The sequence below is a fragment of the Nonomuraea africana genome (assembly GCF_014873535.1).
Taxonomy (GTDB): Bacteria; Actinomycetota; Actinomycetes; order Streptosporangiales; family Streptosporangiaceae; genus Nonomuraea; species Nonomuraea africana.
This window is the reverse complement of sequence record NZ_JADBEF010000001.1, coordinates 5,622,327-5,648,156: the sequence shown is the minus strand read 5'-3', so window position 1 is coordinate 5,648,156 and position 25,830 is coordinate 5,622,327. Positions and strand designations below refer to the sequence as shown.

Sequence of the window (25,830 nt, the reverse complement as noted above, 5' to 3'; positions counted from 1 at the left end):
GCTCTGATCGGACGACGGGCAGTCCAGGCAGGCGCTCAGGCGCCCGGGTAGTTGCCGCCGCCGTGCGCCAGGTCCAGGGCGTCGTAGTCGGGGCTGAAGCCCTTCTTCGGGATCGACTCCACGAAGTCCACGTACCTGGGCTTCTTGTAGGCGGCCAGCTGCCCTCTGACGTGCTCGACGAGCTCCTCGGCCGAGGCCGTGCCCTTGAGCGCCACGACGGCCTTGACCGCCTGGTGCCACCGCTGGTCAGGCACGCCGATCACGGCGGCGTCCGCCACGGCGGGGTGCGACTTGAGCGCGCGCTCCACCTCGGCGGGATAGATGTTCTCGTTGCCCGACTTGATCATTCGCAGCTTCGGGCCGATGAACGTGATCGTGCCGTCGGGCTCCCGCCTGCCCAGGTCGCCGGTGTGGTGCCAGCCGTACCGGAACTTGTCGGCGTTGAGCGCCGGCCGGGCGAAGTAGCCGGAGAAGAGGGTCTTGCCGCGGGCGCAGATCTCGCCCACCTCGCCCGGCGCCACCTCGCTCCCGTCGGGGGCCAGGATGCGCACCTGGGCCAGTGGCGAGGGCCGTCCGGCGAACCCCGCGGCGCCCGGCGCGAGGCCGAGGAAGGTGAGCATGCCGCCCACCTCGGTCTGCCCGTATCCGCCCATCTTCGACCGGCACCACGGCGAGTCGTCGGGCGTGGTCATCTCGTCCCACTCCGCCGAGTGCGAGACGAAGCGCAGCGACGACAGGTCGTACTTGCGCTCCGCGTTCGCCGCCGCCACCGCGTCGATCATCTGCCCGAACAGGAACGCCTGCGTCACCTTCTCCGCGTCGACCAGCCGGCAGACCTCCTCGGCCTCGAAGGAGGGCATGAAGACGTTCGTCCCGCCGATCTGCAGCGTGGCCAGGCAGAACATCATCGTGCCCACGTGGAAGAGCGGCCCGTTGTTGAGGAAGGTGAAGCCGGGCTCCATCTGCCTGACCACCAGCAGCGACATGCTGTGCGCCAGCAGCGCCGCGCTGCTGAGCAGGGCCGCGCTCGGCCGTCCCTCGAAGGCGGCGGTGTAGAGGGCCAGCGTGGGCGCGCCGTCGTCCACGGGCGGGAAGTCCGAACGAGCGCCCTCCGCGACGAGCGCCGCGTAGTCGTCCACCCAGGCGTCGGTGGCCAGCGGGGCCGCCGCCTCGAACCGCTCCCACACCACCACCTTCGGCGACAGGTCCTCGATCACGTGGCGCAGCTCGTCGGTGGACTGACGCCAGTTGGCGGGGCAGAAGACCGCGCCCAGGCGCGAGCAGGCCAGCAGCAGTTCGAGGACGGCGTGCGAGTTCTGGCCCAGCCACAGCACCCGTTCACCCTCGGCCACCCCGCGCCCCGCCAGCGCGCCCGCCAGCCGTGAGACCCTGGCGTCGAGCTCGGGATAGGTGAGCCGTAACGGGCCGTCGACGACCGCCGTCACCTGCGGGCGGCTACGCGCGTGCTCGGACAGGACGTCGGAGAGTGTCAGCGAGTGGATCATCACGCCTCCTGGAACGCGGGTATCACCTCGGTCGCGAAGAACCGCATGACCTTCTTCATCTCCTCCAGCGGCATCGGCCTGGTACTGCCGAAGTCGCACAGCAGCGTGGAGAACCCGGCCGCCTTCAGCACGCCGATCTGCTCGATCACGCGGGCGGGATCGCCGATGACCTCCAGCTGCTCCCAGCGGAAGTCGGCGGAGACCGTGCCGCCCTTGAGATAGCGGTCCTGGTAGTACTCGAAACCCTGCGCCGCCTTGCCCGTCCTGTGGTCGATCGGCGCGCTGCGCTCGTTGAAGATCCGCGACCTGTCGAAGGCCGCCTCGAACCGCGCCTGGTCCTCGCGGGCCTGCTCGACGGTCGGCGCCACGTAGACGCTCCGCGCGACGACCAGATCGGCCTCGACGGCTCCCGCGGACTCGCGCCAGGTCTCGGCCGCCTTGACGACCTTGCGGAACGGCGCCGCGGGGTCGGCCAGGATGGGCAGGCCGCGCTCGCCGTACATGGTGACGGTCTCGGGGGAGACGGCGGCCACGTGGATGGGCGGGTGCGGCGCCTGCAGCGGCCTGGGCGTCAGCGACACCTCGCCGGTCCGGTAGAACTTGCCCTCGTGCTGGAAGGAGTCCTGGGTCCAGAGGCCGAGGATCACCTCCAGCGCCTCGTTGAAGCGGTCGCGCGCCTCGGCCAGGTCGATCCCGAACCCCTCGAACTCGAAGCTCTGGTAGCCGCGGCCGATGCCGAGGTCGAGCCGTCCGCCCGAGAGCACGTCCACCAGGGCCGCCTCCTCGGCGACGTGCACGGGGTTGTGCAGAGGGAGGACGACGATGCCGGTGCCCAGCCGGATCCGCTCGGTACGGGCCGCGGCGTGGGCGAGCAGGGTGAACAGGTTGGGGACCACGCCGTAGTCGCGGAAATGGTGCTCGGCCAGCCGTACCCCGTCGAACCCCAGCTCCTCGGCCAGCTCGATGAGCTCCAGGTGGTAGTCGTAGACGTCCTTGAAGCTCTGCCCTTCGAACCGGTGGAAGAGGTGGAACGTGGAGAACCTCATGCGTCCGCCCTTCGACTCTAAACCAAGCGCTCGCTTGGGAGCGTATCACGGCTGATTCACCGTGGACGCCTACCTGGGAGGTAATCGCGGGGACGACGAGACCCTGAAAGGGTGGAGCTGTTTCCGCGTCACCAGGACGCACGTTCCAAGCCGGGGGATCCGCCATGCCGACAGCCACGACCACGACCACGCGCGCCGCGGTGGAGGAACTGCTGCGCCGGATCGGCGAGGGCGACCCCGAGCGGATCGCCGAGCTGTACGCCGAGCGAGGGGACTGGAAACTCGACTGGCCCGAGGCGGAGCACGGCCGCGCCGCCACGCCGTGGATCCGGCACCGCTCCACCCGCGCCGACGCCGCCGCCCACTATCGCGAGCTGGGCGAGCATCACGTGCCCGGGAGCGCCGCCACCGAGATCGAGCGCATCCTGGCGGACGGCGACGACGCGGTGGTGCTCGGCGAGATCCGCCAGACCGCCCGCTCCACCGGACGCCCCTACCGCGCGCGGTTCGCCCTGCACCTCACGATCGAGAACGGCCTCGTCACCCGGCACCACGTCTACGAGGACAGCCTCGCCGTCGCCCAGGCCTTCGCGCCTGCGGAGGGGTGACGCGGCCGTCGCGGGTTCAACGGAGGCGATGGTCGTCGGCCCACTCCGCGATGGCCGTCGCGATCTCCTTGGGGTGATCCTCCGGAGTGTGGTGCCCGGCGACCGCGTCGTGGTGCCTGATCTCCAGACCGGCCATGTTCGCCGCGCGTGGCCGGATTGATCACGCTGCTGAACTGAAGCGCCTGTGTGGTGAGCCGGCATCGCCACCTACCGGTTGCTCTGGCGCGCCCCGCAGCGGCGGCAGACGAGGGACGGCGGACGGACGGGGCGGCCTCCGCGCGAGTCGCGCTTCCTGCGGTTGGCCGCCTGATCCGCTTTTCTCCGGGATCATCGCCTGGATGCCGCGTCTGCGCGGGTTGGCGCGGGAGTAGGGCAGTCAGAAGGCTGGCGCCCTTACGGCGCGGTGAGCGGTTCGTCCTGGTAGGCCCGGTGCAGCAGCTGCACAAAAGAGGGCTCTTCAGGCAAGGACTCGGTGCCGATCCGATGTACCGCCACACCCGGCGTCCATGAGTTCATGACCACAGCCCCGGCCAGTGCCGGCAGGTCAGTGAGCGTGACCTCCTGGAGGCGCTGGGGCACACCGAGGCGATCCAGTTGTCGGTGGACGATGGCCATCGTGGTGCCGCCCAACATCTCGGCCTCGGGCCACACCACCGCGGCGCCGTCCCAGAAGGCCAAGTTCCAAATAGACCCCTCGCTGAGCCGGCCCTGGCGGTCGACGAAGGCGGCGTCATCGAAGCCTTGACCGACGGCCTGACGGAGGAAGTAGGTCTTGGCCACCTCTCCGACGTGCTTGACGGCGGGGAGCACTCGTTCGTACTCGACCGCCGCCAGCGCGAGCGGTCCTTGCGGGCCGGACGCGGCCGGCCCGGTGCGTACCAGCAACTCGGGCTCCACGTCAGCCCCTGCCACGGTGAACTCGCCAGCCGGAGAGTACACGGTGGCGGTCAGCGAGAGGTCAGCCGGGCCAACCTGTATTGCCGTCCGCAGGAAGGTCCGTACCCGATCGTCGGGCAATGCCTGACCGAACAACTCTATGGAGGCGGAGCGCAACCGCTCCAGGTGGAGGTCGAGACCCCGAACCCGGCCGCCACGCACCTGCATGGCGGTGAAGTGGGCATAGCCCGCGAAGGCGAGTGGTGCCAACTCCTCGGCGCCAGCCGCGTGGCCGTTACGTTGGACAACAAAAGTGGACATGGGTCACTCCCGCAGGACGAAATCGAAGGTGATCATCGATGATGATGGACTACCTGGGCCGGAATGTCCGTTCCTGAGGCGACGTTAAGGCTTGACATCGATGGAAAGGTCAACCTCAGGTGAGGCGGATCACATGCTGATCGGGGAGTTGTCCCGGCGTACCGGGGTGAGTCCGAGGTTGCTGCGCTACTACGAAGCGCAGGGGTTGCTTGATGCCAGACGCGGTCCGAACGGTTACCGCTACTACGACGAAGACTCCGTGGTCACCGTGCGGCAGGTACGTGCTCTGCTGAAGGCGGGCCTGCCCACCGAGGTGATCCGTTCCGTGCTGCCGTGTGCCCGGGGCGAGCGCCCGGAATTCGACTGGTGCGCAGAGCTGTGGGACATCCTGAACGGAGAACTGGCGGCCATGGACGAGCGTATCGACAACCTCCAACGTAGCCGCAGCACTCTCGCCGGCTACCTGACAAAATCATGAGCCGCCCTGTACGGAGTTGAGATCTTTGGGATTCGCCTGCGCTTTGGTCTCCGATCCTGGTAGGCCATCGCCAACGGCCCGCGCCCACCACCATGCCGCTGGGATGGCCCTGGACGGCGAGCTGGTCACGGCGTTGGAGAAGGCCGCCGAGCAGGAACAGGGGCTGCACCAAAGGGGCAAATCCCGCAAGACGACGAACCCGGCGGAGACGGGGAGCGGGGCGGACGGCGGCGGTTACGGCTGCGGCGCAGGATCCGGCTGACCGCAGCCAAGCTGGGCCGCTCGCGAGGCGGGCTCACCAGCAAGGTGCACCTGTCCGCCGACCGCCGATGCCGACCGCTGTCGTTCATCCTCACCGCAGGCCAGGCGGGAGACAGCCCGCAGTTTCGCGCCGTGCTGTCCCGTATCAAGGTGCGCCTGCCCGTCGGCCGACACGGCCTAGAGCTTCTTGGCCACGCCGCCCAGGAAGTAGTCGCCGACGCCACGCAGCGGGGCGAGTTCGGCCACCTCCGGCCGCCACTCGGCCACGTTCACCAGCCCGGGCTCGACCAGTTCGAGCCCGTCGAACAGCGGCGCGATCTCCGCTCGGGTGCGCAGCCTGATGCCCGCCGTGGCCAGGTCGTAGACCGAGGCGATGTCCTCCGACTCGGTGGGACGGTTCGGGCAGGCGTGCGACAGCACCAGGTAACTTCCCGGCGCCATGCGCTCCTTCAGCCTGCCGAGGATGCGCTCGGGGTCGTCGCCGTCCTGGATGAAGTGCAGCACCGCCACGACGAGGATCGCGATCGGCTGGTCGAAGTCGAGCAGCTTGCGCGCCTCGGGGCTGTCCAGGATCGCCTCGGGCAGCCGCAGATCGCCCTGGGTCACGTCGACGCCCTCGGCTCCGGCCAGGATCGCCCTGCCGTGTGCCAGCACGATCGGGTCGTTGTCGACGTAGACCACGCGGGCGCCGGGCCCCGCCACCTCGTGCACGTTGCCCTGCGTCGGCAGCCCGGTGCCGATGTCGAGGAACTGCCTGATGCCCTGCCCCGCCACATGCCGTACGGCACGCTGCATGAACGCCCGGTTCTCCCGCGCGGCCTGCCGTGTCTCGGGAACGACGGCGAGCACCTTCTCCGCGGCTTCCCGATCGGAGCGGAAATTGTCCTTGCCGCCCAGGTAGTAGTCGTACATCCGAGCGACGCTGGGAATGTGCGGGTTGATGTCGGGGGGAGCGTCATCCATAAAACGTGATCATAGACGGTCTTCCTCCGGCTCCGAGGTATTCGTAGCGGGGGGAGCCGACCACCTGACGCGGCGAGCTCCCCGCCGACGACGGTCGCGCCGTACGGAGGCCGGGTTCGGATCGCGGCATCGTCGGCCCACGTGAGCGGCCGCGCGGTCATCCTTGGACGGCACCGGGCGAGTCAGGGGAAGGGCAGCGTCTGCGCGAGCAGCGTGACCACCACGACCGTCGCGGGGAAGCAGGCGAGGAACATGGCGAAGGTGAAGCCCATGATGTCCTTGGCCTTGAGCCCGAGAATGGCCAGCGTGGGCAGCATCCAGAACGGCTGCAGCAGGTTGGCCGAGGCCTCGGACAGGTCGTAGACGACGACCATCCAGCCCTGGTTGACCTGCAGCTGGTTGGCGGCGTCGAGGACGTAAGGAGCCTCGATCACCCACTTGCTGCCGCCGCTGGGCACGAAGATGCCGAGGACGCACGAGTAGACGGCGACGAAGGCGGGGAACAGGAACTGGTTGGAGGCGTTGACCATCCACCCGGCGATCGTCTTGGTCAGCCCGGTGAAGGCGATCATGCCGAAGATGCCGCCGTAGAAGGGGAACTGCAGCAGCACGCCAGAGGCGGCAGGGGTGCCCTCCCGAACGGCGGCGATCAGCCGTACCGGCCGCCAGTGAAGGATCGCGGCCAGCAGGATCAGGATCAGGTTGACGGTGTTCAGGTTGAGCGCGTTGAGCGGGTTGCCCTTGGCCGCGGCGAAGTAGGTCACCAGGTACCACGCGCCGAGCAGGAAGATCAGGATCGAGAAGAGCGGGCTGTGCTCCAGCCAGTCGCCCGGCCGGCGCTTGCCGCCGGAGGCCGCCGCCACCTCTGACAGGTCCGACTTCTCCCTCGCGATGGGCTTGAGCGTGATGCCCATGTCCTCGGCGGTCTTGGCCCGGTCGCCTGACGGCGCCAGGAACCAGGCAGTGACCACCGCGATCACGAAGATGATCAGCGTGGCCAGCATGCCCTGCCACAGGAAGATGGTCTCGGTGAGCGGGATGGTGCCCGAGCCGCGACCGGCCGCGATCACGTCCTGGACGGCCTTGGGGCTGGAGGTCTCACTGGTGACCTGGAGCGCCGCCGAGCCGGACAGCCCCTGCGCCCAGACCGTGCCGAGCCCGAGAAAGGCCATCGCGCCGAGCGCGCGGTAATCCACTCCGCGCACCAGCCGGGCGATCTCCTTGGCCAGAATCGCGGTGAAGACCAGGCTGAAGGCCCAGTTGAGGTAGGCGGTGACCATGGCCATGGCGGCTACGAAGGTGATGGCGCCGCGCGGCGTCTTGGGCAGCCTGGCCAGCCAGGTGATCAGCCTGGCCACCGGCGCGGAGACGGCGACCGCGTAGCCGCCGATGATGATCATCGCCATCTGCATGGTGAATTCGATCAGCGACCAGAAGCCCTTGCCCCAGGCGTTGACCAGGCCGAACCCGGTCGTCGCCTTGACGTCGGCGGGCGCGCCGAGCAGCGGCACACCAGTGGCCAGGCCGAGAGCGAAGATGACGAACGTGCCGACGAGGACGAAGCCGAACGCGTCAGGAAGCCATCGCTCGGTGAAGGCGGTGAACCGCAGGGCCACGCGCGCCAGCAGGCCGTCTTGCGTCGTCTGGGGGGCCGCAGTGCTCATGACGCGCGATCCTCTCCCGATCTCTTACCGGAGGGCAAGGAATGTTACGGAGGCGTGATGAGGACCGAAAGCATGACAGGTACGTCTTTTCGGTTGCGCCGTAATGCGCGCTGGAGCGGAGGTGCGGCCCAGTGTCTCGCCGACTCCGGCCAGGCCCGCCCCGTACCGTAGAGACGGGTGCCGCCCGGCGTACACGCGCACTCGCGCAGTTCGGGGTCTCGATCGCGCCCGCTGTACGTCCCAGAACCGGACCTCCGTCCCGACGGTGGCCCAGGGGCCATGGACGCGAGCCGTACGTGACGAAGGCGGCGGCCGACCCCGCGCCCTGAAGCGCGGGCCGAGCCGGGCGGCCGGCGCGCTGGCCCACAGGTGCGAGCGGCCGACGCCGTGGCCGGCGTGCTGAGCCGATGGGGGCTGGTGTCGCGTTGGTCAACGGCGCCCTGCGTTGGGGACGGCCGGCTGACGGTCATCCTCGCGTGGAAGGCGATCAGATGAGCGCGGAGACGGGAGGGCGCGCAGGAAGGCGACCACAGGGGCACGCCTCGCCGGAAAGCTCTGCCGGTCTCACTTGCCACGTCGTGGCGGGTTCAGTAGGCGATGTCGACGGTGTGGCCGTGGGTGGCGGCGTCGGCGGCCATGGTGAGCAGCGCCTTGGCCAGGTCCGATCTGGTGAGCGTCAACCCGCCTCTGACCCCCGTGTCGAACGCCGTGCGGTACACCCCTTTGCCCGCCCCCTCCACCAGGCGAGGCGGACGGACGTTCGTCCAGTCCAGGCCGGACTCCCTGAGCTCCTGCTCGAACACGAGCCGGTCGGCCTGGACCTCGCGGAAGACGCGGCGCACGATGCGCCGGGTCGCCCGCTGGACCAGGGTGTCGTTCGGCTGGTCGACGAGCGCCGCCGTGACCGCGAGGATGCGGCGCGCACCGGCGGCCCGCATGGCCTCGATGACGTTGTGGCCGCCGGAGGAGTAGACCGTGCAGGGGCCCGTGGAATGGGGTCCGACCAGGAAGACGACGGCGTCGGTGCCGTTGATCGGCTCTTTGAGGGTGTCGGGACGCATGACGTCACCCTCGTAGACGACCAGCCCCGGATGCCGATCGGATACCGCGTCCGGTCTTCTGACGACCGCGTCCACGTCGTGGTCGGCATCCAGCGCCTGCCGGACGAAGTGCACACCGGTTCCACCGGTGGCACCGAAGACGGTGAAGCGCATGAGGGCTCCTTTCGCTGCTGCGGCTTGCATGGGGGGCTTCGGTCGAGCCCGAACGCTCTGGGGTGGGCGTTCGCAGGTGACGCTCGAGCCCTGGGTGTGCGGCTGGGTTGCGGTCGTCGGGTCAGTGCTCCGGCCGGACTTGCGTGCGATCAAGTCGGATCCCGTGGGTGGGTTTGCGTGCGATCAAGTCGGATCCCGTGGGCGGGTTTGCGTGCGATCAAGTCCGATCCCTGGGTGGCCGGTTGGTGTTGGTGGTGGGGGTTCGGTCGAGTCGGGCCTTTCAGGGGTGGGTGAGTGCTTACTCACCCTATGATGGGTAAGCACTCACTCACTCGTCAAGGGGGCCTCTTATGGACACGCGGGAACGGATTCTCGACGCGGCCACCCGAGCGATGCGCGACCTCGGGGTGGCCAGGGCGACGACCAAGGAGATCGCGAGAGCCGCCGACTGCTCCGAGGCGTTGCTCTACAAGCACTTCTCCAGCAAGGAGATGCTGTTCAACGCGGTGTTCAGGGAGCGGCTCCCGGTGCTGAAGGAGGCGTCCGCGAGGCTGCACGCCAACGTGGGGAAGGGCTCGCTCGAGGCGAATCTCACCGAGTACGCGCTGGCCGCGGTCCGGCTGTACAAGGACGTGCTGCCGCTGGCGGGAGGGATGTTCGGGGACCCCATGCTGCTCGACGTGATGCGGACTTCGTTCGCGATCACCAAGTCGGGGCCGCATCAGGCGGTGCTGGCGCTGGCGAGATTCCTGCGGGCCGAGCAGCGGCGCGGTCGGGTCCTGGCCGGGGCCGATCCGGACGCGGCGGCGGCGTTGCTGTTGGGGGCGTGTTTTCAGCGGGCGTTCTTTGAGCACCTGGTGGAACTGCCCGACGACGCCGACCGGTTCGCTGCTGACCTCGTGCGCGCGCTGGCACCGGCGCTCATCGCCTGACCATGGTCTCGGGAGATGGGTCGAGGGTCCTGCGGGAGATGGGTCGAGGGTCCTGCGGGAGAGCTGGTCGGGGGTTCTCGAAGGTGGAGCGCGGTCTTTGCGGGGTGGCGATGCTCCCCGTGGGGCGTGGCGATGCTCCCCGCCGGGTGTCGCGATGCTCCCAGCCGGGTGTGGCGACGCTTCCCGCCGGGTGTGGCGACCCTCCCCGCGGGGTGGGTGGCGGCTCCTCACGAGGAGGTCAGGTCTTCCGTGGAGAGTGCCGGCACTCTCCACGGAACCTCGCACAGCAGAAGTCGAGGCAGCCGACGGCGGGTCGTCGTCAGGAAGGGCCGGGGGTTTCGCGGAGGGGGAGGCGGACCTCGAACCACGTGTCACCCGGCACGGACCGTACCTTCAGCTCACCACCATGCCGCCCCGCCACGATCCGGTACGAGATGTCCAGCCCGAGTCCCGTCCCCTTCCCCACGTTCTTGGTAGTGAAGAACGGCTCGAAGATGCGTTCCTTGATCTCGTCCGCCACCCCCGGCCCCGTGTCGCCGATCTCGATGATCGCCTCGTCCTCGTCGTGCGCCGTCCTGATGGTGAGGGTGCCCTCCTCGCCCATCGCGTCGAGCGCGTTGTGGATCAGGTTCGTCCACACCTGGTTCAGCTCGCCGCCGTACGCCGGGATCGCGGGCAGCGACCTGTCGTAGTCGGTGACCACGGAGATCCCCGGCGGGATCTTGCCCCGGAAGATGGCCAGCGTGCTGTCCAGCAGTTCGTGCACGTCGATCACACTGAACGGCGCCCGGTCCATCTGGGAGTACTGCTTGGCGGAGGCGAGCAGCGACGTGATCCGCTCGGTGGCCTCGGTGACCTCGCCCAGCATCTGGGAGATCTCGGTGGCCTCCGACAGCCAGCGCAGCGCGGCTCCCGCGTGCTCGTCGCCCACCTTGGTGCGGATCTTGGCCAGGGTGTCGAGCGTGAACCCGGCGTTCACCAGCGAAGGCGCCAGCTCCCACGCGTCCTCGACGCCGAGCTCCTCCAGCGCGTCGCCGATGGTGTCCTCGGCGTCGGAGATCTCCATCGGGCTGCGGGGCGGCAGCGTGCCGACGGCCTGCGCGCAGGCGTCGGCCATCTCGATGAGGTGCAACAGCTTCTGTGGCGCTATCCCGTCGGCCGCCAGCCCGGCCAGCTGGATGCGCGAGGCCCTGATGAGCGTGCGGAGCTCGCTCACCGCCCGTACGGCGGCCGCCGCGGGGTTGTTCAGCTCGTGCGTGAGCCCCGCGGTGATCGTGCCGAGCGCGGTCAGCCGCTGCCGCCTGTCGATGATCTCGCGCGCCGCGCGCCCGCCGTACGTCATGCCCTCCAGCAGGTGGAAGGCCATCGGGAACCACTCGGTGACGATGTAGCCGAACTTCTTGGCGGGCAGCACGAACATGCGGGACGGCGCGGTGGCGCGCAGCGAGTGCTGGTAGACGTCGGGCGCGCGGTTGCCCAGGTAGGCCTGGACGGCGCCCGCGTAGACGCCGGGCTGCGCGGTGCGCGGCTGGGAGACGGGACCCGCGCTGGTGTCGGTCAGCATCTGGACCTCGCCCTCGATGAGGACGAAGAAGTGCTCGGACGGCTCGCCCTGGCGCAGGACGAACTCGTCGCGCGCGTAGCTGCGGACCTCGCCCTTGGTGGCCAGCAGAGTCAGCTGCTCGTCGGTCAGCCGCTCGAAGAGGAAGAGCTTGCGCAATTCGTCTATGTCGATCATTGCTTCTCCAGGTAGCGGTGCACCAGAGCCACGGCCATGGCGCCCTCGCCGACGGCGGAGGCGACCCTCTTGATCGAGTCGGCGCGCACGTCGCCGGCGGCGAACACGCCGGGGATGTTCGTCTCCAGGAAGTACGGCTGCCGCCGCAGCGGCCAGTTGCGCGGCCGCTCGCCATGCGCCACCAGGTCGGGCCCGGTGAGCACGAAGCCCTTGGCGTCGCGCTCCACGTCATCGCCCAGCCAGGAGGTGTAGGGCTCGGCGCCGATGAAGACGAACAGCCACGAGGCGTCGGTCGTCCAGGACGTGCCCCTGGTGTCCAGCGTCAGCTGTTCGAGGTGGTCGTCTCCCGCGCCGCCGGCCACCTGGGTCTCGTAGTGGACCTCGATGTTGGGGATCGCCGCGATCTGCTCGATGAGGTAGTAGGACATGGACTTCTCCAAACCATCACCCCTCACCAACAAGTGGACCTTGCTCGCGAATCCCGCCAGGTAGACGGCCGCCTGCCCGGCCGAGTTGGCCGCGCCGACGATGAACACCTCGCTGTCCCTGCAGGAGGGCGCCTCGGTGAGCGCGGCGCCGTAGAAGACGCCCCTGCCGACGAAGTCGTCGAGGCCGGGAGCCTCGAGTCTGCGGTAGGTGACGCCGGTGGCGAGGATGACGGCGTGCGCGGCGATCTCCCCGCCGTCCCTGAAGCCGACGACCCTGGCCTGGCCCTTGGCCTCCAGGCTCATCACCTTGCGCGCGCTGAGCAGCTCGGCGCCGAACTTCAGCGCCTGCCTACGCGCCCGGTCGGCCAGCTGCGCGCCGGAGACGCCGTCGGGGAAGCCGAGGTAGTTCTCGATGCGCGAGCTCTGTCCCGCCTGGCCGCCCGAGGCGTGCGCCTCGACGAGGACCGTGCGCAGTCCCTCGGAGGCGCCGTAGACGGCCGCGCCAAGCCCGGCGGGCCCGCCGCCGACCACGATGAGGTCGTAGAAGTCGGTCGAGGGCGTGGTGGACAGGCCCACGGCCGAGGCGAGCGTCGACTGGTCGGGCGCCTGGAGCTGCTCGCCCTCGGAGGTGATCACGAGAGGGAGGTGGCAGTCGGAGCCCACCGCCGCGACGAGCTGCTTGCCCTCGGGGTCCTCGGCCAGCATCCACTGGTAGGGGACGTGGTTGCGGGCCAGGAAGTCGCGCACCCGGTAGGACTGCGCGGACCACCGGTCGCCGACCACCTGCAGCTCGGGCCTGACCTGCCTGTCGGTACGCAGCCACGCGTCGAGCTGGCCGTCGATCACCGGATAGAACTTCTCGTCCGGCGGGTCCCACGGCTTGAGCAGGTAGTGGTCGAGGTCGACGACGTTGATCGCCTGGATGGCGGCGTCGGTGTCGGCGTACGCGGTGAGCAGCACCCTGCGCGCGAACGGGTACATGTCCATCGCCGCTTCGAGGAACTGCACGCCGTTCATCTGCGGCATCCGGTAGTCGGCCAGGATGACCGCCACCTCGTCGCCGCGCAGGCGCATCTCGCGCACCGCGTCGATGCCCTGCTCGGCGGTCTCCGCTCGGACGATGCGGTACTGCTGGCCGTATCTCTTCCGAAGGTCGCGGGCGACCGCCCTCGACACGCCCGGGTCGTCGTCAACCGTCACGATGACCGGCTTGTCCATGCCCCCGTCCTCCCCTTTTCGCTGTTACAGGAAGGATGTCATGGGTTGCGGTTCTCGTGGACAGCGCGCGGGGGCTCAGGCCACGATCCTGCTCTCCCCGCCGTCGACCAGCAGGGACACGCCGTTGACGAACGAGGCGCGCTCGCTGGCCAGGAACGCCACCACGTCGCCGACCTCCTCGGGCCGCCCGATCCGCCCGATCGGCGTGCTGCCCACGTACCCGAGTGACCGCAGCCGCTCGGTGTCGATGGGGCCCGGCAGCACGTTGTTCACCAGGATCCCGTCGCCGCCAACCTCCCTGGCCAGGGTGCGGACGACGCCGGCGACAGCCGTACGGGTGGCGTTGGACAGGGCCAGCCCGTCGAGCACCTCCCGCACCGACCTGCTGGTGATGGTGACGATGCGGCCCCACCCCCGCGCGCGCATGTCGGGCAGCACGGCCCGCATCAGCCGGACCATGCCGAGCAGGTTGCGCTGGACCGCCACCTCCCAGTCGGCCAGGCTCACCTCGACGAACGTGCCCGCGGGCGGCCCGCCCGCGTTGGCGACCAGGATGTCGACGGGTCCGAGCACCTCGCGCGTCTCCGCGACCACCCGCTCGGCGGCAGCGGGGTCCTCCACGTCGGCGAGTACGGCGTGCACGACGCTGCCGTACTCCTGGAGTTGCACCACCGCGTCCGCCAGCCGTTCGGGGCTGCGCGCGGCGACGCACACGTGGCAGCCCTCCTGTGCCAGGGACTTCGCGGCGGCGAGGCCGATGCCGGCGCTGCCCCCCGTGACGAGTGCGACCTTGCCCGAGATGCCGAGATCCATAAGAGCGAGACTACCGATCGCAGAACTGCGCCGCCGCGATGCCCATGATCTGTTCGGTGGACGGGTTCGTGGCCGAGGGGTTGATCGACAGCGTGAGCGAGCGTCCGTCGTCGGAGCGGAAGGCGAAGGTCAGGTAGCCGATCAGCTCGCCGCTGTGCCCCCAGACCTTCGTCCCGCAGGGCGTCGGGTAGGCCTGCAGGCCGAGGCCGTACTCGAAGCCCACGCCCGTCCTGACCGTGGTCCGCATCTCCTTGAGCGAGGCGGCGCTGGTCAGCTTGCCGGTGAGCAGCGCGTCGAAGAAGACGTCGAGGTCGCGTGTCGTGGAGATCATCTCGCCCGCCGCCCAGTCGAGCGAGGGGTTCATCAGCGTGGCGTCGACCAGCTCACCGCCGGGCAGGGGCTCGTAGCCGCGGGCGTGCGGCGCGGGCAGCCCCGGCCGGTCGCCCGGCACGCTGGTCCGCCGCATCCCGAGGGGCCGCAGGATCCTGCGCTCGACCTCCTGCCCGTACGGCCGGCCCGTCACCTTCTCCACCAGCAGCCCCGCCACCACGTAGTTGGTGTTGGAGTAGTGCCAGCGGCCGTCCGCCGGCAGCTTCTTGGCGAAGGCCACCTTCAGCAGCGCGGCGGGGGAGTAGTGGCGGAAGCGCTCCTTGCCCCGCCACCGGTTGGTGGAGTAGCCGGGCTCGCTCATGTAGTCGTGGAGGTGGCTGCTGTGGTCGAGGATCTGCCGCACGGTGATCTTCTCGCCGCCGGGGACGACGCCGGGCAGGTAGCTCTCGACGGGCTCGTCCAGCTTCACCTTGCCCTCGTCGACCAGCTGCAGCACGACCGTCGCCACGAACGTCTTGGTGACGCTGCCGATCCGGAAATGCCCCTCGGGTACGGCGGGCCGTCCCGACCTGAGGTCCCGCACGCCTGCCGCCCTCTGCCACGAGGAGTCGGCGTCGCTCAACCTGACGATCGCGGCCGTCTTGGGCAGCGCCTCCAGCTGTTCCTGCACCTGCGCTCCGGGCACCGCCACAGCGGCCGCCACCAGCACGTTCATGAAAGAGATCATGCGCAAGACGCTACGGAGGGGACGGGTGCGGGGGTAATGAGGTTCGCCGCTCATCCCTCCTGGGGAAAACCACACCTCAGCTTGTCCGGGTTGCGAATGGCGTAGACGCCGCGGATCAGGCCGTCACGGAGGTCCACCGCGGCGATCTGCGGCTCGCCGCCCGACCGGAACCACAGCGCGGGCGCGCCGTTGACGTCGAGGACCCGTACCTCCTCGATGGCGTAGCGCCTGGTGAGCCCGGTGATGAAGGCGACCACCTTCTCGCGGCCCTCGATCGGGTGCAGCGCCGCCCTGGCCTTGCCCCCGCCGTCGGTCCACGCCACCACGTCGTCGCTGAGCATCGAGGTCAGCGCCGACAGGTCGCCGCCCTGCGCGGCGTCGAGGAAGCGCAGCAGCAGCCTGGCGTGCTCCTCGGGGTTGGGCTGGAAGCGATCCCTGCCCTCGGCCAGCCGTACCGACGCTCTGTGGTGCATCTGGCGGCAGTTCGCGACGCTCGCGTCCACGATCGCGGCGATCTCGTCGTACGGCAGGTCGAACGCCTCGCGCAGCACGAACACCGCCCGCTCGGGTGGCGAGAGCCGTTCCATCAGGTGCAGGGTGGCGTAGGAGAGGGTGTCGCGCAGCTCGGCGGTGTCGAGCGGCCCGATCTGCGAGGTCGGGACCGGCTCGGGCAGCCACGGACCCGTGTAGGCCTCGCGCCTGACCCTCGCCGACCGCAGCTGGTCGAGCGCCAGCCGCGACACGATGGTGACGAGGAAGGCCCTGGGCTCCTTCACCGCCGCCTGGTCGGTGTCGCTCCAGCGCAGCCAGGCCTCCTGGACCACGTCCTCGGCATCCCACATGCTGCCGAGCAGCCGGTAGGCCAGCCCGAGCAGCATGGGGCGATACGTCTCGAATTCCACGACTGCATCATTCCTGGTCATCGAGGAAGGAAGGGTGCCGGGGGCGCCAGTTGAGCATGAGCCTGGCGCGGCTGTTGTCGGTCCCGCGCAGCCGCGGCTCACAAGGCGAAGACCGCCCCCGTGGCCAGGAGCATCATGCAGCGGTTGCCGTAGGTCCGCACGTAGGAGACGGTCCTGCCGTCCCAGGTCCCGCTCAGCCTGACGGTGTGCGGGCGGTATTCCCTGGTGCAGATGCCGCGCTCGCCGGGGTGGCGCGACAGGTCGCCGTTCACGGTGTCCAGCAGCGCGCAGGCGGCCACCGCACTCGGATGCGTGCCGCCCGCCGGTCCGCACCTCAGCTCCGCCGTGGCGGGGACGCCCTCCGCCACCGTGACCTCGACCCGCAGGGAGGTGCTCGGGCACGAGGCTGCGGACGTGGAGAGGAGGGCGGCGGCCACCAGGGCAACGATCTTGAGCGATGTCATGCGCGGAGTGCTTCCCGCGACCGGGTCAGCGAACGCCCATGGATTTCTCAGGGTCATCCGTGATGTGGTTGGGACGTGGCGAGAAATCTGATCCTTTCAGGAGGCCTGTTCCACGACTTCGACGCCACGTCGGCGGCCCTCGCGCAGGTGCTGGCCGACGTCGGCGTGGAGTCCGAGATCACCGAGGACATCACGGGAGCGCTCAGCGAGCCGTCGGAGTACCAGCTCATCACCGTCAACGCGCTGCGCTGGCAGGCGAAGGGCTTCATGCTGCCGGCCCAGGCCCGCACCACGTTGCTCGACCACCTCGACAAGGGCGGCGGGCTGCTGTGCATGCACGCCGCCTCGATCTGCTTCGACGACTGGCAGGGCTGGCCGCGCGTGCTCGGCGCCTGCTGGAACTGGGGCAAATCACACCATCCCCCGCTGGGCTGGACGAGCGTCCGCGTCCTCGGCGGCCACCCGATCGTCGAGGGGCTGCGCGACTTCGACCTCGTGGACGAGGTCTACAGCGACCTCGACGTACTGCCGGACGTCCAGCCGCTGGCCTCGTCGCTGGGGCAGCCGCTGGTCTGGGCCCGTCCGGTACGTCGTGGCCGCCTCGTCTACGACGCCCTCGGGCACGACGTGCGCTCCTACGACAACGAGGTGCACCACACGCTGCTCAAGCGGGCGGCGCTCTGGCTGCTCAAGCGCCCTCTTGTGCTGGGGGACTGACCTTCAGCCGGCGGGCCGACTCCGACTCCTGGGCCAGGCGGCGCAGCGCGTCGAAGGCTTTGCCGTACAGCACCGTGCCGAGGACCAGGGCCTCCACGGCCGCGTCGCGCGGGCCGTCCAGCGGGACGGTGTCCAGTTCGATCTCGGTGACGAGCTGGTGGGCGGCGCGGGCGTACGGGGTCAGGTCGGCGTTCAGGCCGAGCTGGCGGATCTTGACGAGGGTCTGGGCGAGCTCCTCGCGGGGCGGGGCGTTCCTGGACACCTGCCAGCCGAGCTCGGCGAGCAGGTGGTCGACCTGCTCGCGGGCGGCCGTCCACTCTTCGCCGTCCCCCGCCTCGACGGCGGGGCTGAGCGCGTAGTGGGCGGTCCCGAGCATGTCGTGCACGGGCATGTTCTCGTCGTCGACCGCCTCGATCACCTTCTTGATCGAGGTGATCGGCAGGCGGCCGACCTCCAGCAGCGCCCTGATCAGCCGCAGCCTGCGCAGATGCGACTCGTCGTACTCGGCGCGCGTGGCCGCCACCTGCTCGCCCTGATGGAGTAGGCCCTCGCGCAGGTAGTACTTGATGGTGGCGATGGAGATGCCGGACTCGGCACTCAGCTGGGACATGCGCATAGATGGATAGTACTACTACCTAACGACGCCCACCGCACCGAGGATGCCTGGCTTGACCAGCTCCGGCTCGACGGGCTCGGCCGGACGCCAGGCGTCCACGGGCGCGATCCCCGGTTCCAGCAGCTCCATGCCCTCGAAGTAGCGGGCGATCCGGGGCGGGTCGCGGCCGGTCAGCGAGCCGGTGGCCGTCCTGGAGTAGACGGCCGCGCCCTCCCTGACGGTCTCCTCGGTGTGGTCGCCGGCGTAGATGTGCGAGACGACCAGGTGGCTGCCTCGCGCCATGCTCCTCCGGAGCGTGGCGACGACGCCGTAGGTCTCGTCGTCGTCGGGCAGGAAGTGCAGCACCGCGACGAGGAGGATCGCTACCGGACGTGAGAAGTCCAGCGGCGCCCGGTCGAGGATCGCGGCAGGGTCGTGCAGGTCGCCCTCCAGCACGGTGGCGCCGGGCGTCGTGGCCAGCAGGGCGCGGGCGTGCGCGAGGACGGTCGGGTCGTTGTCGACTCCGGGCGTGCCTGCTCGGTCATGCCCGCATGGTAAGCACCGGGAGACAGTCCCTAGCAAGCGCTTGCCTAAATCACTGGGTCGCACTAGCGTGACCGCCGGGTGGCTAACCGAGGTCAGGAGTCGAGGGCGGCGGCGCCCTGCAGGTGAGAACGGCGAGCACCGCCGGCGAGACGGTCACGACGGGTGGCATCCTGCGGGCGAGGACGGCGGGCACGGGGAAGGTCGCGACGGCTGCTCTTCCCTGGGAGGTCCAGCCAGGGGGCGGTCGGCGGATCAGGAGGGACATGCGCGGCACCATCGCAGGAGTGGGGATGACGGCCCTCACCAGGAACTCCGGCCGGACCGAACTGGAGCTGGCGGTCGAGGCGGCCAGGCTCGCCTGCGCCGACGCCGGAATCGAACCCCGCGAGATCGATGCCGTCCTGAGCTACCACCTCAACGACTCCGCCCCCGTCATACAGGTCGCCAGGGGCCTGCGGATCGAGCCGCTCGGCTGGCACAACGACATCTCGGGCGGCGGCACCCAAGCCGCCTCGATCCTCGGCGACGCCGCCATGCTCATCGAAGCGGGACTGGCCAAGAACGTCCTGATCTACCGCGCCCTCAACGGCCGCTCGGGCAAGCGCATGAACACCGTCTCGACGGGCCCGCAAGAACGGTTCACGAACCCGTACGGCATGGCAGGCCCCATCCCGATGTTCGCCATGGCCGCCACCCGCTACCTCCACGACACCAGACTCACCGAGGAACACCTGCACGCGGTCGTCGCCCAGTCCCGAGACAACGCCGCTTCCAATGACAGAGCCCTCCGCCGCAGCCCGCTGTCGTTCGAGGACTACCTCGCGAAGCCTTTCGTCTGCAGTCCGCTGCGTACTGTCGACTGCTGCCAGGAGACGGACGGCGCCTGCGCCCTGCTGGTCAGCGGAGTCCTGCCAGGCCCAAGGATCAGGGCGGTGGTACGAGGCGGCGGACCCGGTTGCTCAACAATGGACCGCTCACCCGACGTCACCGCCATCTTCTCGACGTACGTGGCCCCCATGCTGTGGACAGCATCCGGTATGCATCCCACCGACGTCGACGTCGCCCTTCTCTACGACGCCTACTCGTGGCTCCTCCCGCGCCAACTGGAGGACTTCGGCGTCGTCTCCCGACCCGACCTCGGGGGGTATCTGCTGGCTCGAGGACACGCAGGCGTCAACCCGCACGGAGGACTGCTCTCCGAGGGATACGTTCACGGACTGAACAATGTGGCGCAGGCCGTACGCGAGGTCAGATCCAGCGGAGGCGTCGCCCTGGTAACCGGCTTCGGCGGCTCCTACGGCAGCGCCGCCCTCCTGACCCCCTGACCCCATTCCGGGGCTCTTCACCACCTCGCCACTCGCGTTCCCCGGTGCCTCGGGTCCTCGTCACCCCGCCCTCGCCCCCTCGGGTTCTCGCCGCCCGGACCTCGCCACCTGGGCAGCGCGCAATCCCACCCAGGTCACGCGAGGCCGGCTCACACACCACCTCATAAGACGTGATCCCGCCTGTCCAGAGCGACCGGCCCGTCTCGGGAATCTCCGACACGCGTGGCCGCGAGTGGGCGTAGATGTCGCAGAGGTTAAGCCGTCGTTAAGTTTTGCCCTCCCACCTGGGAAAACGGGCCGTTCAGTGGTCCAGAGAGGGGGGCTCGATGGTAGGAAGATCGCGTGTTGACCGATTCCTCCCTTGCGGCGAGCCAGCCTTCGAGCGTCACCGCGTCCCCTGGCGGCCCCTCGCCCGCGTCCTCGGCGACCCCGAGCCCGTCCGTCCAGCCGCCGATGGTCAGCCCGTGCCCGCACACACCGCGCTGCCCGCCGCCGGTGTGTCTTCCGCCGACCCTGCGGCTGTCCGCGTCCGCGGCGCCGGGTGCCGGTCCCCACGTCACGCCCGCCGCGGGCCCCGTCCTCCCGGGGAGCTCCTCAGGGGTGCCCGGCTACGAGGTGCAGGCGGGCTACGTCCGCAAGTTCGCCGGCACCATGGGCACTTCAGCCACCGGCGTGGACGAGATCAAGCAGCACATTCCCCGCTTCGAGGGCTGGAACCTGGTCCCGTTGGCCGGCGTCCCCGTCATTGGCCTGGCGTTCGTCGGTCGCTTCAACTCCATCGCCGATCTCTGGTGCGACAGCGCCGGCATCCTCGGGGAGGTCCTCAGGAAGGACAGCGACAAGGTGTGCAGGGCGGCCGACAACTACGTGGCCGCCGAGAAGGCCAGCGCACTCAGGACGAGGTGAATGAGGGAGCCATGTCGACCCCCTCGAACCAGCCGCCGCGGCTGATCGTGCCCGGCCAGGTCGCCCCGTCGCAGACCCAGCAGCTCCACATCACGAACGCCTCTGGCGCCGTCCAGCGAACGGTCACCGTCACCCCCACCCCGCGTACCGACCCTGGCTTCTATCAGAAGCTCATCGGCAACCTGAACCCGCTGCGCCAGTCCAGCAGGGTCGCGATGGCCATGTCCGGGCTGGGCGTCGCCGCCCTGGCCTTGGACGTGGCCGCCACTCTCAACCTGGGCAACCCGTTCCTGTTCTACGACCGCCGCGAAAGCTGGAAGGAGACGGCGGGCCTGTTGGAAGGCAACAGGGCCGACCTGTGGAGGGCCTACTTCGACGAGATCGCGCCCAACTGGAAGGGGCACGCCGTCGAGATGCTCCAGCAGTACGTCCGATTCAACGTCAACGGCCTGTACAGCCAGCTCGGCAAGGTCTCCGGCGAGATGAGCGGCGCCATGCACGGTCAGTACAAGGAGGTGCTGGAGTACGACCTGTCGGTGTTCGGCCTGTACGCCAGCTCGGCGCCGATCCTGAGGGCGCTCGCGGGGATGAGCGCGCACCCGATCGGCAGGGTGGCCCTGATGACCCAGGTCGGCCTCTTCATGACCGGCCTCGGCAACCTCGTCAAGCAGTTCGCCGACGTCTACAACGCCTATGAGGGCGACCTCAACAAGCTGGAGCTGAAGCTGAACGAACTCAAGGGCGCCTTCTACCGGGCGGGCAACCCGGACATGGGGGCGCGCGACCTCGGTCTCTCGGGCACGATCGAGGATCCCAGCCGCGTCGGGGAGTACTGGGTACCCGCCGCCAAGGAGGCGCGGTGAAGCAGGTGAACTCCTTCCACGACGGCAGGGAGGGCGATCTCGGCGGCCTGCTGCGCGAGGTGGGCGAGTGGACCGGCGCGCTGGCTGGAGCGCTGCGCGACCTGGCCGAGGAGCGGCTGTCAGGCTCCGACTCCGCCGAGGTGGTGCGCGCGGAGGTCTCGGGTGAAGGTCGCCTGCTCGGGCTGTCCATCGACCCGCGCGGCCTGCGCGACCTTGACCACGTCCAGCTCTCCGAGGCCGTTCAGGAGGCGATCGTCGTGGCTCGGATCGCGATGGGCGGGCGGCTCACCGAGGTGATGGCGGAGCTTGCCGGGCCGGCGGCGTCGGCGGAGACCGGTCGCGACCCACTGGAGCCCTATATCAAGGGCGTGCTGGGGAGAGGATGAGCATGCAGGAGATGGAGGACGCGCAGGCCCGGCTGGACGGGTTGATGGCCGTCGCCGCCCGCGCCGAGGCGCTGGTGGAGGAATGGAGCGTCCGCGAGTTCACCGGCCGGGCCGACGAGGGCAGGATCGTGGCGGCCACCGACTCCCTCGGCGGCCTTCTCCGCCTGGAGATCAGCCCGCTCAGCAGACGGCGACTGGGTGCCCAGCAGCTCGCCGACGCCATCCTCACCGCCATCCGCACGGCCGAGGAGGAGGCGGTCATCGCCAAGGAGGAACTGCTGCACGACCTGCGCCCCGGCGCCCACCCCTCCGGTCGTCGGTGAGCGCATGTTGTGAGCAAGGGGGCAGCCTCAGAGTCTGACTTGGCGAGGGTACTGGATGTCTGTCCCCAGGGGGACACTTGCGGCAGAAGAGCCTGGCCTCCAGCAGTTCCCACCGGGTTCTCGGTACCCCGCTATGTCGGCACCTCGCTACCGGCGGTTGTCGCTCCCTCCGGTCCTGGTGCCTTGGGCTCTCGGCACCAGGGTTCCTGGGATGGTGCGGGCGGGGCTCGCTGGCTGGTTGGCGGCACAGGTCTGCCTCCAGCGAACCGGTCTGGGTGTTTCGCTGTTTGTCGTGCTTGGGTGTCCGGATGGAGATCCTGGTTCTCGGCGGAACAGCATGGGTGGGTCGGCAGGTGTCGCGGCAGGCGATCGAGCGCGGCCATCGGGTGACGTGCCTCGCTCGCGGCGAAAGCGGTGAGGTCGCGGACGGAGCGACGCTGGTGGCCGCCGACCGGCGCGACCTCTCGGCGTACGAACCGCTGTTGGATCGTGAGTGGGATGCCGTCATCGAGATCTCGTGGCAGCCGGGCTTCGTTCGTGCGGCGCTCGACGCGCTGGGCGGCAGGGCCAGGCACTGGACCTATGTCTCCTCCATCAACGCCTACGGCTCCCATGACAAGCCCGACGCGGACGAGTCCGCGGCTCTCCTTGCTCCGGCCGACCAAGGCGAGGTCGACCGCTCGCTGTACGGCGAGGCGAAGGTCGCCTGCGAGCAGGCCTCGACGGCCGCGGTGGGTGACCGCCTGCTCATCGCTCGCGCTGGTCTCATCGGCGGCCCCGGCGACAGCAGCGGACGTTCCGGCTACTGGGTGGCTCGCGCCGCACGCGATCCGCAAGGCCCGATGTTGGTCCCCGACGTACCGACCATGCCGACCCAGGCGATCGATGTGCGGGACCTCGTCGACTGGCTGCTCGACTGCGCGGAGAAGGGGAGCACCGGCACGTATGACGCCGTCGGTCCCGTCGTTCCGTTCGGGGAGTGGATCGAGCTGTCCCGCACCGTTGGCGGGCACACCGGTCCGGTGGTCACCGCCGACTCGGCGTGGCTGCTGGCGAACGGCGTGGCCGAGTACCTGGGGCCCGAGTCCCTGCCGATGTGGTTGGTCAAGCCGGGCTGGGAAGGGTGGTCGTCCAGGACCGGTTCCGCGGCGCGCGTCGCTGGGCTGCGTCATCGGCCCAGGGCCGAGCTGCTGGCCGACACGCTGGCCTGGGAACGGGAGCAGGGCCTGGACAGGACAAGACGTGCAGGCCTCAGCGCCCGGCGCGAGCGCGAGCTGCTCGACGCTCTCGGCTGACAGCGCCGCGTTACCAGAAGCCCGTGTCCAAAGAACGTGTGCCCCAACGACGCCGCATCCCCAACGACGCCGCATCCCCAACGACGCCGCGTCCCCTTGTCAGCCCGCGCGAGTGAATGCTGCCGCCTGAGACCTCCCGCCCGTTGACCTGGTCCTCGAAGGACAGCCGGCCTGGTTCTCGAGAGTCGGCTGGTGTGGCTGCCGAGAGTGGGCCGGCCTGACCTTCTGGAATCGACCGGACCGCGTGTGTCGATCCTTCTTCTCGATGGCGGGCGTTGGCCGGAATCTTCTCGGGGGTCGGACGTCGGGGAAGGCGTGAAATGGTGCGCCGGTCTGCGACATGGAGAGGTGTCCGACATTTCGTGAACTAGGAGGCCGATCGTGGGAATCGCCCGTGGATGAACGTCGCAGGGCCAGGTTCGAGGCCGTCTATGCCGACACCTACGAGCAGATCCTCGGCTACGCCGTACGGCGCTGTGCCTCACCCGACGACGCGGCCGACGTCGTCGCGGAGACCTTCGCCATCGCCTGGCGGCGGGTCGACCGGCTGCCCGCCGGCGACGAGGCGCGCCTCTGGCTGTACGGCGTGGCGCGCAACGTGCTGGCCAACCATCGCAGAGGTACCGCCAGGCACCAGGCGCGAGTCGTGGAGCTCGACCTCGACCTGGCCGACCTCTACGCCGCCACACCCGACGGGTCCGTCGAGCGTGGCGTCATCGCCAGAGCCTTCAAGGATCTCCCCGACGACGACCGCGAGCTGCTCGCACTGGTCGCGTGGGAGGGGCTGGAACGCAGTGAGATCGCCGCCGTGCTGGGCTGTTCGCGCAACGCCGTACGGATCAGGCTGCATCGAGCGCGCAAGCGCTTCGCCCGCGCGCTGGAGGCGGCGGGCGTCCAGGTCAACCGGGTAGCTCTTGCGGGGAGGAAACTGTGAACATCATGGAGGACCAGGTCGGCGGCCTGGCCAGGGTGCGTGACGAGGACCTGAGGGGACGGGCGTCCGGTGCGGGGGCGCGGACGCTGCTGGAGTCGATCATGACTGCCGAGCAGGTTCACGAGCCCGTCGTGCGGCCGCGCCGCGTGCGCAGGTTCGTGGTCGCGGCGGTGGCGGCGTCGGCGCTGGCGGCCGCGGTGGTGATCGGACCTGGGCTGCTGTCGGAGGGGCCCGGGCTGGCCACGTCCTACGCGAACGCGGCCATGGAGATCGAGCGGCGCGGCGACCAGTGGGTGGCCAAGGTCAAGGACCCGTACGCCGACCACGCCAAGTACGCGGAGGCGTTCAAGGCGGTGGGCCTGGACGTCACGCTCACTCTGCTGCCGTCGTCCCCGAGCGGGGTCGGGAAGGTCGTGCGCATAGGTGGCTCCGGAGACCGCACCCCTGGCAAGGGCCTCGGCGGCGGCCTCGAGCCCGAGGGCTGCCAGATGGGCACCCTGGGCTGTGGGCTGGCGGTCACGGTGGACGTGGGATACACCGGCAAGGGCGTGATCTACCTCGGCCGCACGGCGCAGCCGGGGGAGCGGTACGGGAACTGGGCGCCGGCCACCCGCGAGGGTGAGACGCTGCACGGGCTCAAGGTGGACGAGCGCACGGTCGGTGAGGTGCGCAAGGAGGCCGCCGAGCGCGGGATCAAGACGGTGGTCGCGGTGATCGACCCGAACGAGGGCGGCGGCTACGGGTACAACCCGCACAAGCAGCCGGACTCCGTCGGGGACGACTGGATCGTGTGGGAGGCCGAGGCGCTGTCAGCCGACGCGGTCAGGCTGCTGGTGACGAAGGAGCGGCTGGCCAAGAACCCGGTCTACGACGGGCCCAAGCCGGCCGACCTGAGTTAGCCGACGAAGCGGGAGTGCAGCGGCGCGGCCCGCGCGGGGCCGTGCAGGTCGAGGGCGGCCAGCCACGCCGCCGCTCCAGCTCCGTCACCTGCCACACTCACCGCCGCCGCCGTCCACCGCTGTTCCAGCTGGGCCGGTACGGCACGCCGTACCGGCCCTTCGGTGGTGAGCACGCTGCCCGCCAGCACGATCGGGGAGCGCTCGCCCGGCCCGCGTACCTCGGTGACGGTTCGGAGGAGCCGCGTGGCGGCGGCCGCCACGATGGACAGTGCGGCGGGGTCGCCCTCGGTGGCAGCCCTGCTCACCAGCGGCGCCAGTTCGGCCAGCGCGAGCGGCGGCCGCGACTGGACGGTCGCCGCGATCCGGTCCACCACCTCACCGGCCTCACTGACCCTGCCGACGCAGACCGCCCACCGGCGTACCGGCGACTCGCGGGCAGGCGACTCGCGGGAAGCGGCCTCATCGGCGGCGAGGTGCCCACCGGCGTCCACACCTAACACCAACGACATGTCAAAAATTATTCTCCAGAAGCGTTGACCCGTCGAGATGTTGA

29 protein-coding genes are annotated in these 25,830 nt (G+C 69.7%); 13 read left to right on the top strand and 16 right to left on the bottom strand.

Features of this window, described 5'->3' with window-relative positions:
- Positions 1–35: 35 nt before the first annotated feature.
- Positions 36–1,505: an AMP-binding protein gene (locus tag H4W81_RS26765; protein ID WP_192777342.1), complete on the bottom strand. Its 1,470-nt coding sequence runs from the start codon at positions 1,503–1,505 to the stop codon at positions 36–38.
- On the bottom strand, positions 1,505–2,551 hold the full coding sequence (locus H4W81_RS26760) for an LLM class flavin-dependent oxidoreductase (RefSeq protein WP_192777341.1): 1,047 nt from the start codon (positions 2,549–2,551) through the stop codon (positions 1,505–1,507). The genes H4W81_RS26765 and H4W81_RS26760 overlap by 1 nt, the downstream gene beginning before the upstream one ends.
- Before the next feature lie 164 nt (positions 2,552–2,715).
- On the opposite strand from H4W81_RS26760, the gene H4W81_RS26755 reads away from it, so the two are divergent.
- Positions 2,716–3,159: a nuclear transport factor 2 family protein gene (locus H4W81_RS26755; protein WP_192777340.1), complete on the top strand. Its 444-nt coding sequence runs from the start codon at positions 2,716–2,718 to the stop codon at positions 3,157–3,159.
- Positions 3,160–3,552: 393 nt separating this feature from the next.
- Here H4W81_RS26755 and H4W81_RS26750 read toward each other — a convergent pair whose 3' ends face one another.
- A complete protein-coding gene (locus H4W81_RS26750) occupies positions 3,553–4,356 on the bottom strand; it encodes an aminotransferase class IV family protein (protein WP_192777339.1) in 804 nt (267 codons plus the stop codon).
- A 133-nt stretch (positions 4,357–4,489) separates the two neighbouring features.
- On the opposite strand from H4W81_RS26750, the gene H4W81_RS26745 reads away from it, so the two are divergent.
- Positions 4,490–4,834, top strand: a complete 345-nt coding sequence (locus H4W81_RS26745) for a MerR family transcriptional regulator (protein WP_192777338.1) — start codon at positions 4,490–4,492, stop codon at positions 4,832–4,834.
- A gap of 103 nt (positions 4,835–4,937) precedes the next feature.
- Positions 4,938–5,096: a hypothetical protein gene (locus H4W81_RS26740; RefSeq protein ID WP_192777337.1), complete on the top strand. Its 159-nt coding sequence runs from the start codon at positions 4,938–4,940 to the stop codon at positions 5,094–5,096.
- A 176-nt stretch (positions 5,097–5,272) separates the two neighbouring features.
- Here H4W81_RS26740 and H4W81_RS26735 read toward each other — a convergent pair whose 3' ends face one another.
- From H4W81_RS26735 to H4W81_RS26725, 3 genes are all read right to left on the bottom strand, one after another.
- A complete protein-coding gene (locus H4W81_RS26735) occupies positions 5,273–6,058 on the bottom strand; it encodes an SAM-dependent methyltransferase (RefSeq protein WP_192777336.1) in 786 nt (261 codons plus the stop codon).
- A gap of 182 nt (positions 6,059–6,240) precedes the next feature.
- Positions 6,241–7,722: a short-chain fatty acid transporter gene (locus H4W81_RS26730; protein ID WP_192777335.1), complete on the bottom strand. Its 1,482-nt coding sequence runs from the start codon at positions 7,720–7,722 to the stop codon at positions 6,241–6,243.
- Between the two features lie 587 nt (positions 7,723–8,309).
- On the bottom strand, positions 8,310–8,936 hold the full coding sequence (locus H4W81_RS26725) for an NAD(P)-dependent oxidoreductase (protein WP_192777334.1): 627 nt from the start codon (positions 8,934–8,936) through the stop codon (positions 8,310–8,312).
- Positions 8,937–9,286: 350 nt separating this feature from the next.
- On the opposite strand from H4W81_RS26725, the gene H4W81_RS26720 reads away from it, so the two are divergent.
- A complete protein-coding gene (locus tag H4W81_RS26720) occupies positions 9,287–9,868 on the top strand; it encodes a TetR/AcrR family transcriptional regulator (protein WP_192777333.1) in 582 nt (193 codons plus the stop codon).
- A 319-nt stretch (positions 9,869–10,187) separates the two neighbouring features.
- Here H4W81_RS26720 and H4W81_RS26715 read toward each other — a convergent pair whose 3' ends face one another.
- From H4W81_RS26715 to H4W81_RS26690, 6 genes are all read right to left on the bottom strand, one after another.
- Positions 10,188–11,606, bottom strand: a complete 1,419-nt coding sequence (locus H4W81_RS26715) for an ATP-binding protein (protein ID WP_192777332.1) — start codon at positions 11,604–11,606, stop codon at positions 10,188–10,190.
- The gene (locus H4W81_RS26710; RefSeq protein WP_192777331.1) at positions 11,603–13,252 is read right to left on the bottom strand and encodes an NAD(P)/FAD-dependent oxidoreductase; all 1,650 of its coding nucleotides are present in this window, start codon (positions 13,250–13,252) and stop codon (positions 11,603–11,605) included. The genes H4W81_RS26715 and H4W81_RS26710 overlap by 4 nt, the downstream gene beginning before the upstream one ends.
- Positions 13,253–13,327: 75 nt before the next feature.
- Positions 13,328–14,065 (bottom strand): SDR family NAD(P)-dependent oxidoreductase, encoded by a 738-nt coding sequence (locus H4W81_RS26705; RefSeq protein ID WP_192777330.1) that lies wholly within the window; start codon positions 14,063–14,065, stop codon positions 13,328–13,330.
- Positions 14,066–14,075: 10 nt separating this feature from the next.
- Positions 14,076–15,122, bottom strand: a complete 1,047-nt coding sequence (locus H4W81_RS26700) for a serine hydrolase domain-containing protein (protein ID WP_192777329.1) — start codon at positions 15,120–15,122, stop codon at positions 14,076–14,078.
- Between the two features lie 50 nt (positions 15,123–15,172).
- Entirely contained in the window at positions 15,173–16,045 is an 873-nt protein-coding gene (locus H4W81_RS26695; protein WP_192777328.1) for an RNA polymerase sigma-70 factor, read from the bottom strand.
- Positions 16,046–16,122: 77 nt separating this feature from the next.
- Positions 16,123–16,488 (bottom strand): SSI family serine proteinase inhibitor, encoded by a 366-nt coding sequence (locus tag H4W81_RS26690; RefSeq protein ID WP_192777327.1) that lies wholly within the window; start codon positions 16,486–16,488, stop codon positions 16,123–16,125.
- 75 nt (positions 16,489–16,563) lie between these two features.
- On the opposite strand from H4W81_RS26690, the gene H4W81_RS26685 reads away from it, so the two are divergent.
- Positions 16,564–17,205: a ThuA domain-containing protein gene (locus tag H4W81_RS26685; protein ID WP_192777326.1), complete on the top strand. Its 642-nt coding sequence runs from the start codon at positions 16,564–16,566 to the stop codon at positions 17,203–17,205.
- On the opposite strand, the gene H4W81_RS26680 is transcribed toward H4W81_RS26685, so the two are convergent.
- From H4W81_RS26680 to H4W81_RS26670, 3 genes are read right to left on the bottom strand one after another with little or no spacing between them, the layout of a single operon-like run.
- The gene (locus tag H4W81_RS26680; RefSeq protein ID WP_192777325.1) at positions 17,177–17,821 is read right to left on the bottom strand and encodes a MerR family transcriptional regulator; all 645 of its coding nucleotides are present in this window, start codon (positions 17,819–17,821) and stop codon (positions 17,177–17,179) included. The two genes, H4W81_RS26685 and H4W81_RS26680, sit on opposite strands and share 29 nt — an antisense overlap.
- Positions 17,822–17,836: 15 nt before the next feature.
- A complete protein-coding gene (locus tag H4W81_RS26675) occupies positions 17,837–18,382 on the bottom strand; it encodes an SAM-dependent methyltransferase (protein ID WP_192777324.1) in 546 nt (181 codons plus the stop codon).
- Between the two features lie 46 nt (positions 18,383–18,428).
- A complete protein-coding gene (locus H4W81_RS26670; RefSeq protein ID WP_192777323.1) occupies positions 18,429–18,611 on the bottom strand; it encodes a hypothetical protein in 183 nt (60 codons plus the stop codon).
- Here H4W81_RS26670 and H4W81_RS26665 point away from each other — a divergent pair.
- From H4W81_RS26665 to H4W81_RS26630, 8 genes are all read left to right on the top strand, one after another.
- Positions 18,610–19,671: a thiolase C-terminal domain-containing protein gene (locus tag H4W81_RS26665; RefSeq protein WP_192777322.1), complete on the top strand. Its 1,062-nt coding sequence runs from the start codon at positions 18,610–18,612 to the stop codon at positions 19,669–19,671. The two genes, H4W81_RS26670 and H4W81_RS26665, sit on opposite strands and share 2 nt — an antisense overlap.
- Before the next feature lie 342 nt (positions 19,672–20,013).
- Entirely contained in the window at positions 20,014–20,577 is a 564-nt protein-coding gene (locus H4W81_RS26660; RefSeq protein WP_192777321.1) for a hypothetical protein, read from the top strand.
- 11 nt (positions 20,578–20,588) lie between these two features.
- Positions 20,589–21,440 (top strand): hypothetical protein, encoded by an 852-nt coding sequence (locus tag H4W81_RS26655; protein WP_192777320.1) that lies wholly within the window; start codon positions 20,589–20,591, stop codon positions 21,438–21,440.
- Complete coding sequence (locus H4W81_RS26650) at positions 21,437–21,826, top strand: YbaB/EbfC family nucleoid-associated protein (protein WP_192777319.1); 390 nt, start codon at positions 21,437–21,439, stop codon at positions 21,824–21,826. Before H4W81_RS26655 ends, H4W81_RS26650 begins: the two co-directional genes overlap by 4 nt.
- Complete coding sequence (locus H4W81_RS26645) at positions 21,823–22,149, top strand: YbaB/EbfC family nucleoid-associated protein (RefSeq protein ID WP_192777318.1); 327 nt, start codon at positions 21,823–21,825, stop codon at positions 22,147–22,149. Before H4W81_RS26650 ends, H4W81_RS26645 begins: the two co-directional genes overlap by 4 nt.
- Positions 22,150–22,457: 308 nt before the next feature.
- Positions 22,458–23,444, top strand: coding sequence for an NAD-dependent epimerase/dehydratase family protein (locus H4W81_RS26640; RefSeq protein ID WP_192777317.1), 987 nt, complete (start codon positions 22,458–22,460; stop codon positions 23,442–23,444).
- 394 nt (positions 23,445–23,838) lie between these two features.
- On the top strand, positions 23,839–24,378 hold the full coding sequence (locus H4W81_RS26635) for an RNA polymerase sigma factor (RefSeq protein WP_192777316.1): 540 nt from the start codon (positions 23,839–23,841) through the stop codon (positions 24,376–24,378).
- On the top strand, positions 24,375–25,277 hold the full coding sequence (locus H4W81_RS26630; RefSeq protein ID WP_192777315.1) for a hypothetical protein: 903 nt from the start codon (positions 24,375–24,377) through the stop codon (positions 25,275–25,277). Before H4W81_RS26635 ends, H4W81_RS26630 begins: the two co-directional genes overlap by 4 nt.
- On the opposite strand, the gene H4W81_RS26625 is transcribed toward H4W81_RS26630, so the two are convergent.
- A complete protein-coding gene (locus tag H4W81_RS26625; RefSeq protein WP_192777314.1) occupies positions 25,274–25,786 on the bottom strand; it encodes a hypothetical protein in 513 nt (170 codons plus the stop codon). The genes H4W81_RS26630 and H4W81_RS26625 overlap by 4 nt on opposite strands.
- Between the last annotated feature and the right edge of the window lie 44 nt (positions 25,787–25,830).

Coding starts and splice junctions, on each gene's coding strand:
- H4W81_RS26625 (WP_192777314.1), bottom strand. CDS start 25,786: ATGTCGTTGGTGTTAGGTGTGGACGCCGGTGGGCACCTCGCCGCCGAT.
- H4W81_RS26690 (WP_192777327.1), bottom strand. CDS start 16,488: ATGACATCGCTCAAGATCGTTGCCCTGGTGGCCGCCGCCCTCCTCTCC.
- H4W81_RS26715 (WP_192777332.1), bottom strand. CDS start 11,606: ATGATCGACATAGACGAATTGCGCAAGCTCTTCCTCTTCGAGCGGCTG.
- H4W81_RS26655 (WP_192777320.1), top strand. CDS start 20,589: ATGTCGACCCCCTCGAACCAGCCGCCGCGGCTGATCGTGCCCGGCCAG.
- H4W81_RS26695 (WP_192777328.1), bottom strand. CDS start 16,045: ATGACCAGGAATGATGCAGTCGTGGAATTCGAGACGTATCGCCCCATG.
- H4W81_RS26720 (WP_192777333.1), top strand. CDS start 9,287: ATGGACACGCGGGAACGGATTCTCGACGCGGCCACCCGAGCGATGCGC.
- H4W81_RS26725 (WP_192777334.1), bottom strand. CDS start 8,936: ATGCGCTTCACCGTCTTCGGTGCCACCGGTGGAACCGGTGTGCACTTC.
- H4W81_RS26740 (WP_192777337.1), top strand. CDS start 4,938: ATGGCCCTGGACGGCGAGCTGGTCACGGCGTTGGAGAAGGCCGCCGAG.
- H4W81_RS26735 (WP_192777336.1), bottom strand. CDS start 6,058: ATGGATGACGCTCCCCCCGACATCAACCCGCACATTCCCAGCGTCGCT.
- H4W81_RS26640 (WP_192777317.1), top strand. CDS start 22,458: ATGGAGATCCTGGTTCTCGGCGGAACAGCATGGGTGGGTCGGCAGGTG.
- H4W81_RS26745 (WP_192777338.1), top strand. CDS start 4,490: ATGCTGATCGGGGAGTTGTCCCGGCGTACCGGGGTGAGTCCGAGGTTG.
- H4W81_RS26705 (WP_192777330.1), bottom strand. CDS start 14,065: ATGGATCTCGGCATCTCGGGCAAGGTCGCACTCGTCACGGGGGGCAGC.
- H4W81_RS26710 (WP_192777331.1), bottom strand. CDS start 13,252: ATGGACAAGCCGGTCATCGTGACGGTTGACGACGACCCGGGCGTGTCG.
- H4W81_RS26670 (WP_192777323.1), bottom strand. CDS start 18,611: ATGTCCCTCCTGATCCGCCGACCGCCCCCTGGCTGGACCTCCCAGGGA.
- H4W81_RS26730 (WP_192777335.1), bottom strand. CDS start 7,722: ATGAGCACTGCGGCCCCCCAGACGACGCAAGACGGCCTGCTGGCGCGC.
- H4W81_RS26680 (WP_192777325.1), bottom strand. CDS start 17,821: ATGCGCATGTCCCAGCTGAGTGCCGAGTCCGGCATCTCCATCGCCACC.
- H4W81_RS26665 (WP_192777322.1), top strand. CDS start 18,610: ATGCGCGGCACCATCGCAGGAGTGGGGATGACGGCCCTCACCAGGAAC.
- H4W81_RS26700 (WP_192777329.1), bottom strand. CDS start 15,122: ATGATCTCTTTCATGAACGTGCTGGTGGCGGCCGCTGTGGCGGTGCCC.
- H4W81_RS26765 (WP_192777342.1), bottom strand. CDS start 1,505: ATGATCCACTCGCTGACACTCTCCGACGTCCTGTCCGAGCACGCGCGT.
- H4W81_RS26760 (WP_192777341.1), bottom strand. CDS start 2,551: ATGAGGTTCTCCACGTTCCACCTCTTCCACCGGTTCGAAGGGCAGAGC.
- H4W81_RS26755 (WP_192777340.1), top strand. CDS start 2,716: ATGCCGACAGCCACGACCACGACCACGCGCGCCGCGGTGGAGGAACTG.
- H4W81_RS26645 (WP_192777318.1), top strand. CDS start 21,823: ATGAGCATGCAGGAGATGGAGGACGCGCAGGCCCGGCTGGACGGGTTG.
- H4W81_RS26750 (WP_192777339.1), bottom strand. CDS start 4,356: ATGTCCACTTTTGTTGTCCAACGTAACGGCCACGCGGCTGGCGCCGAG.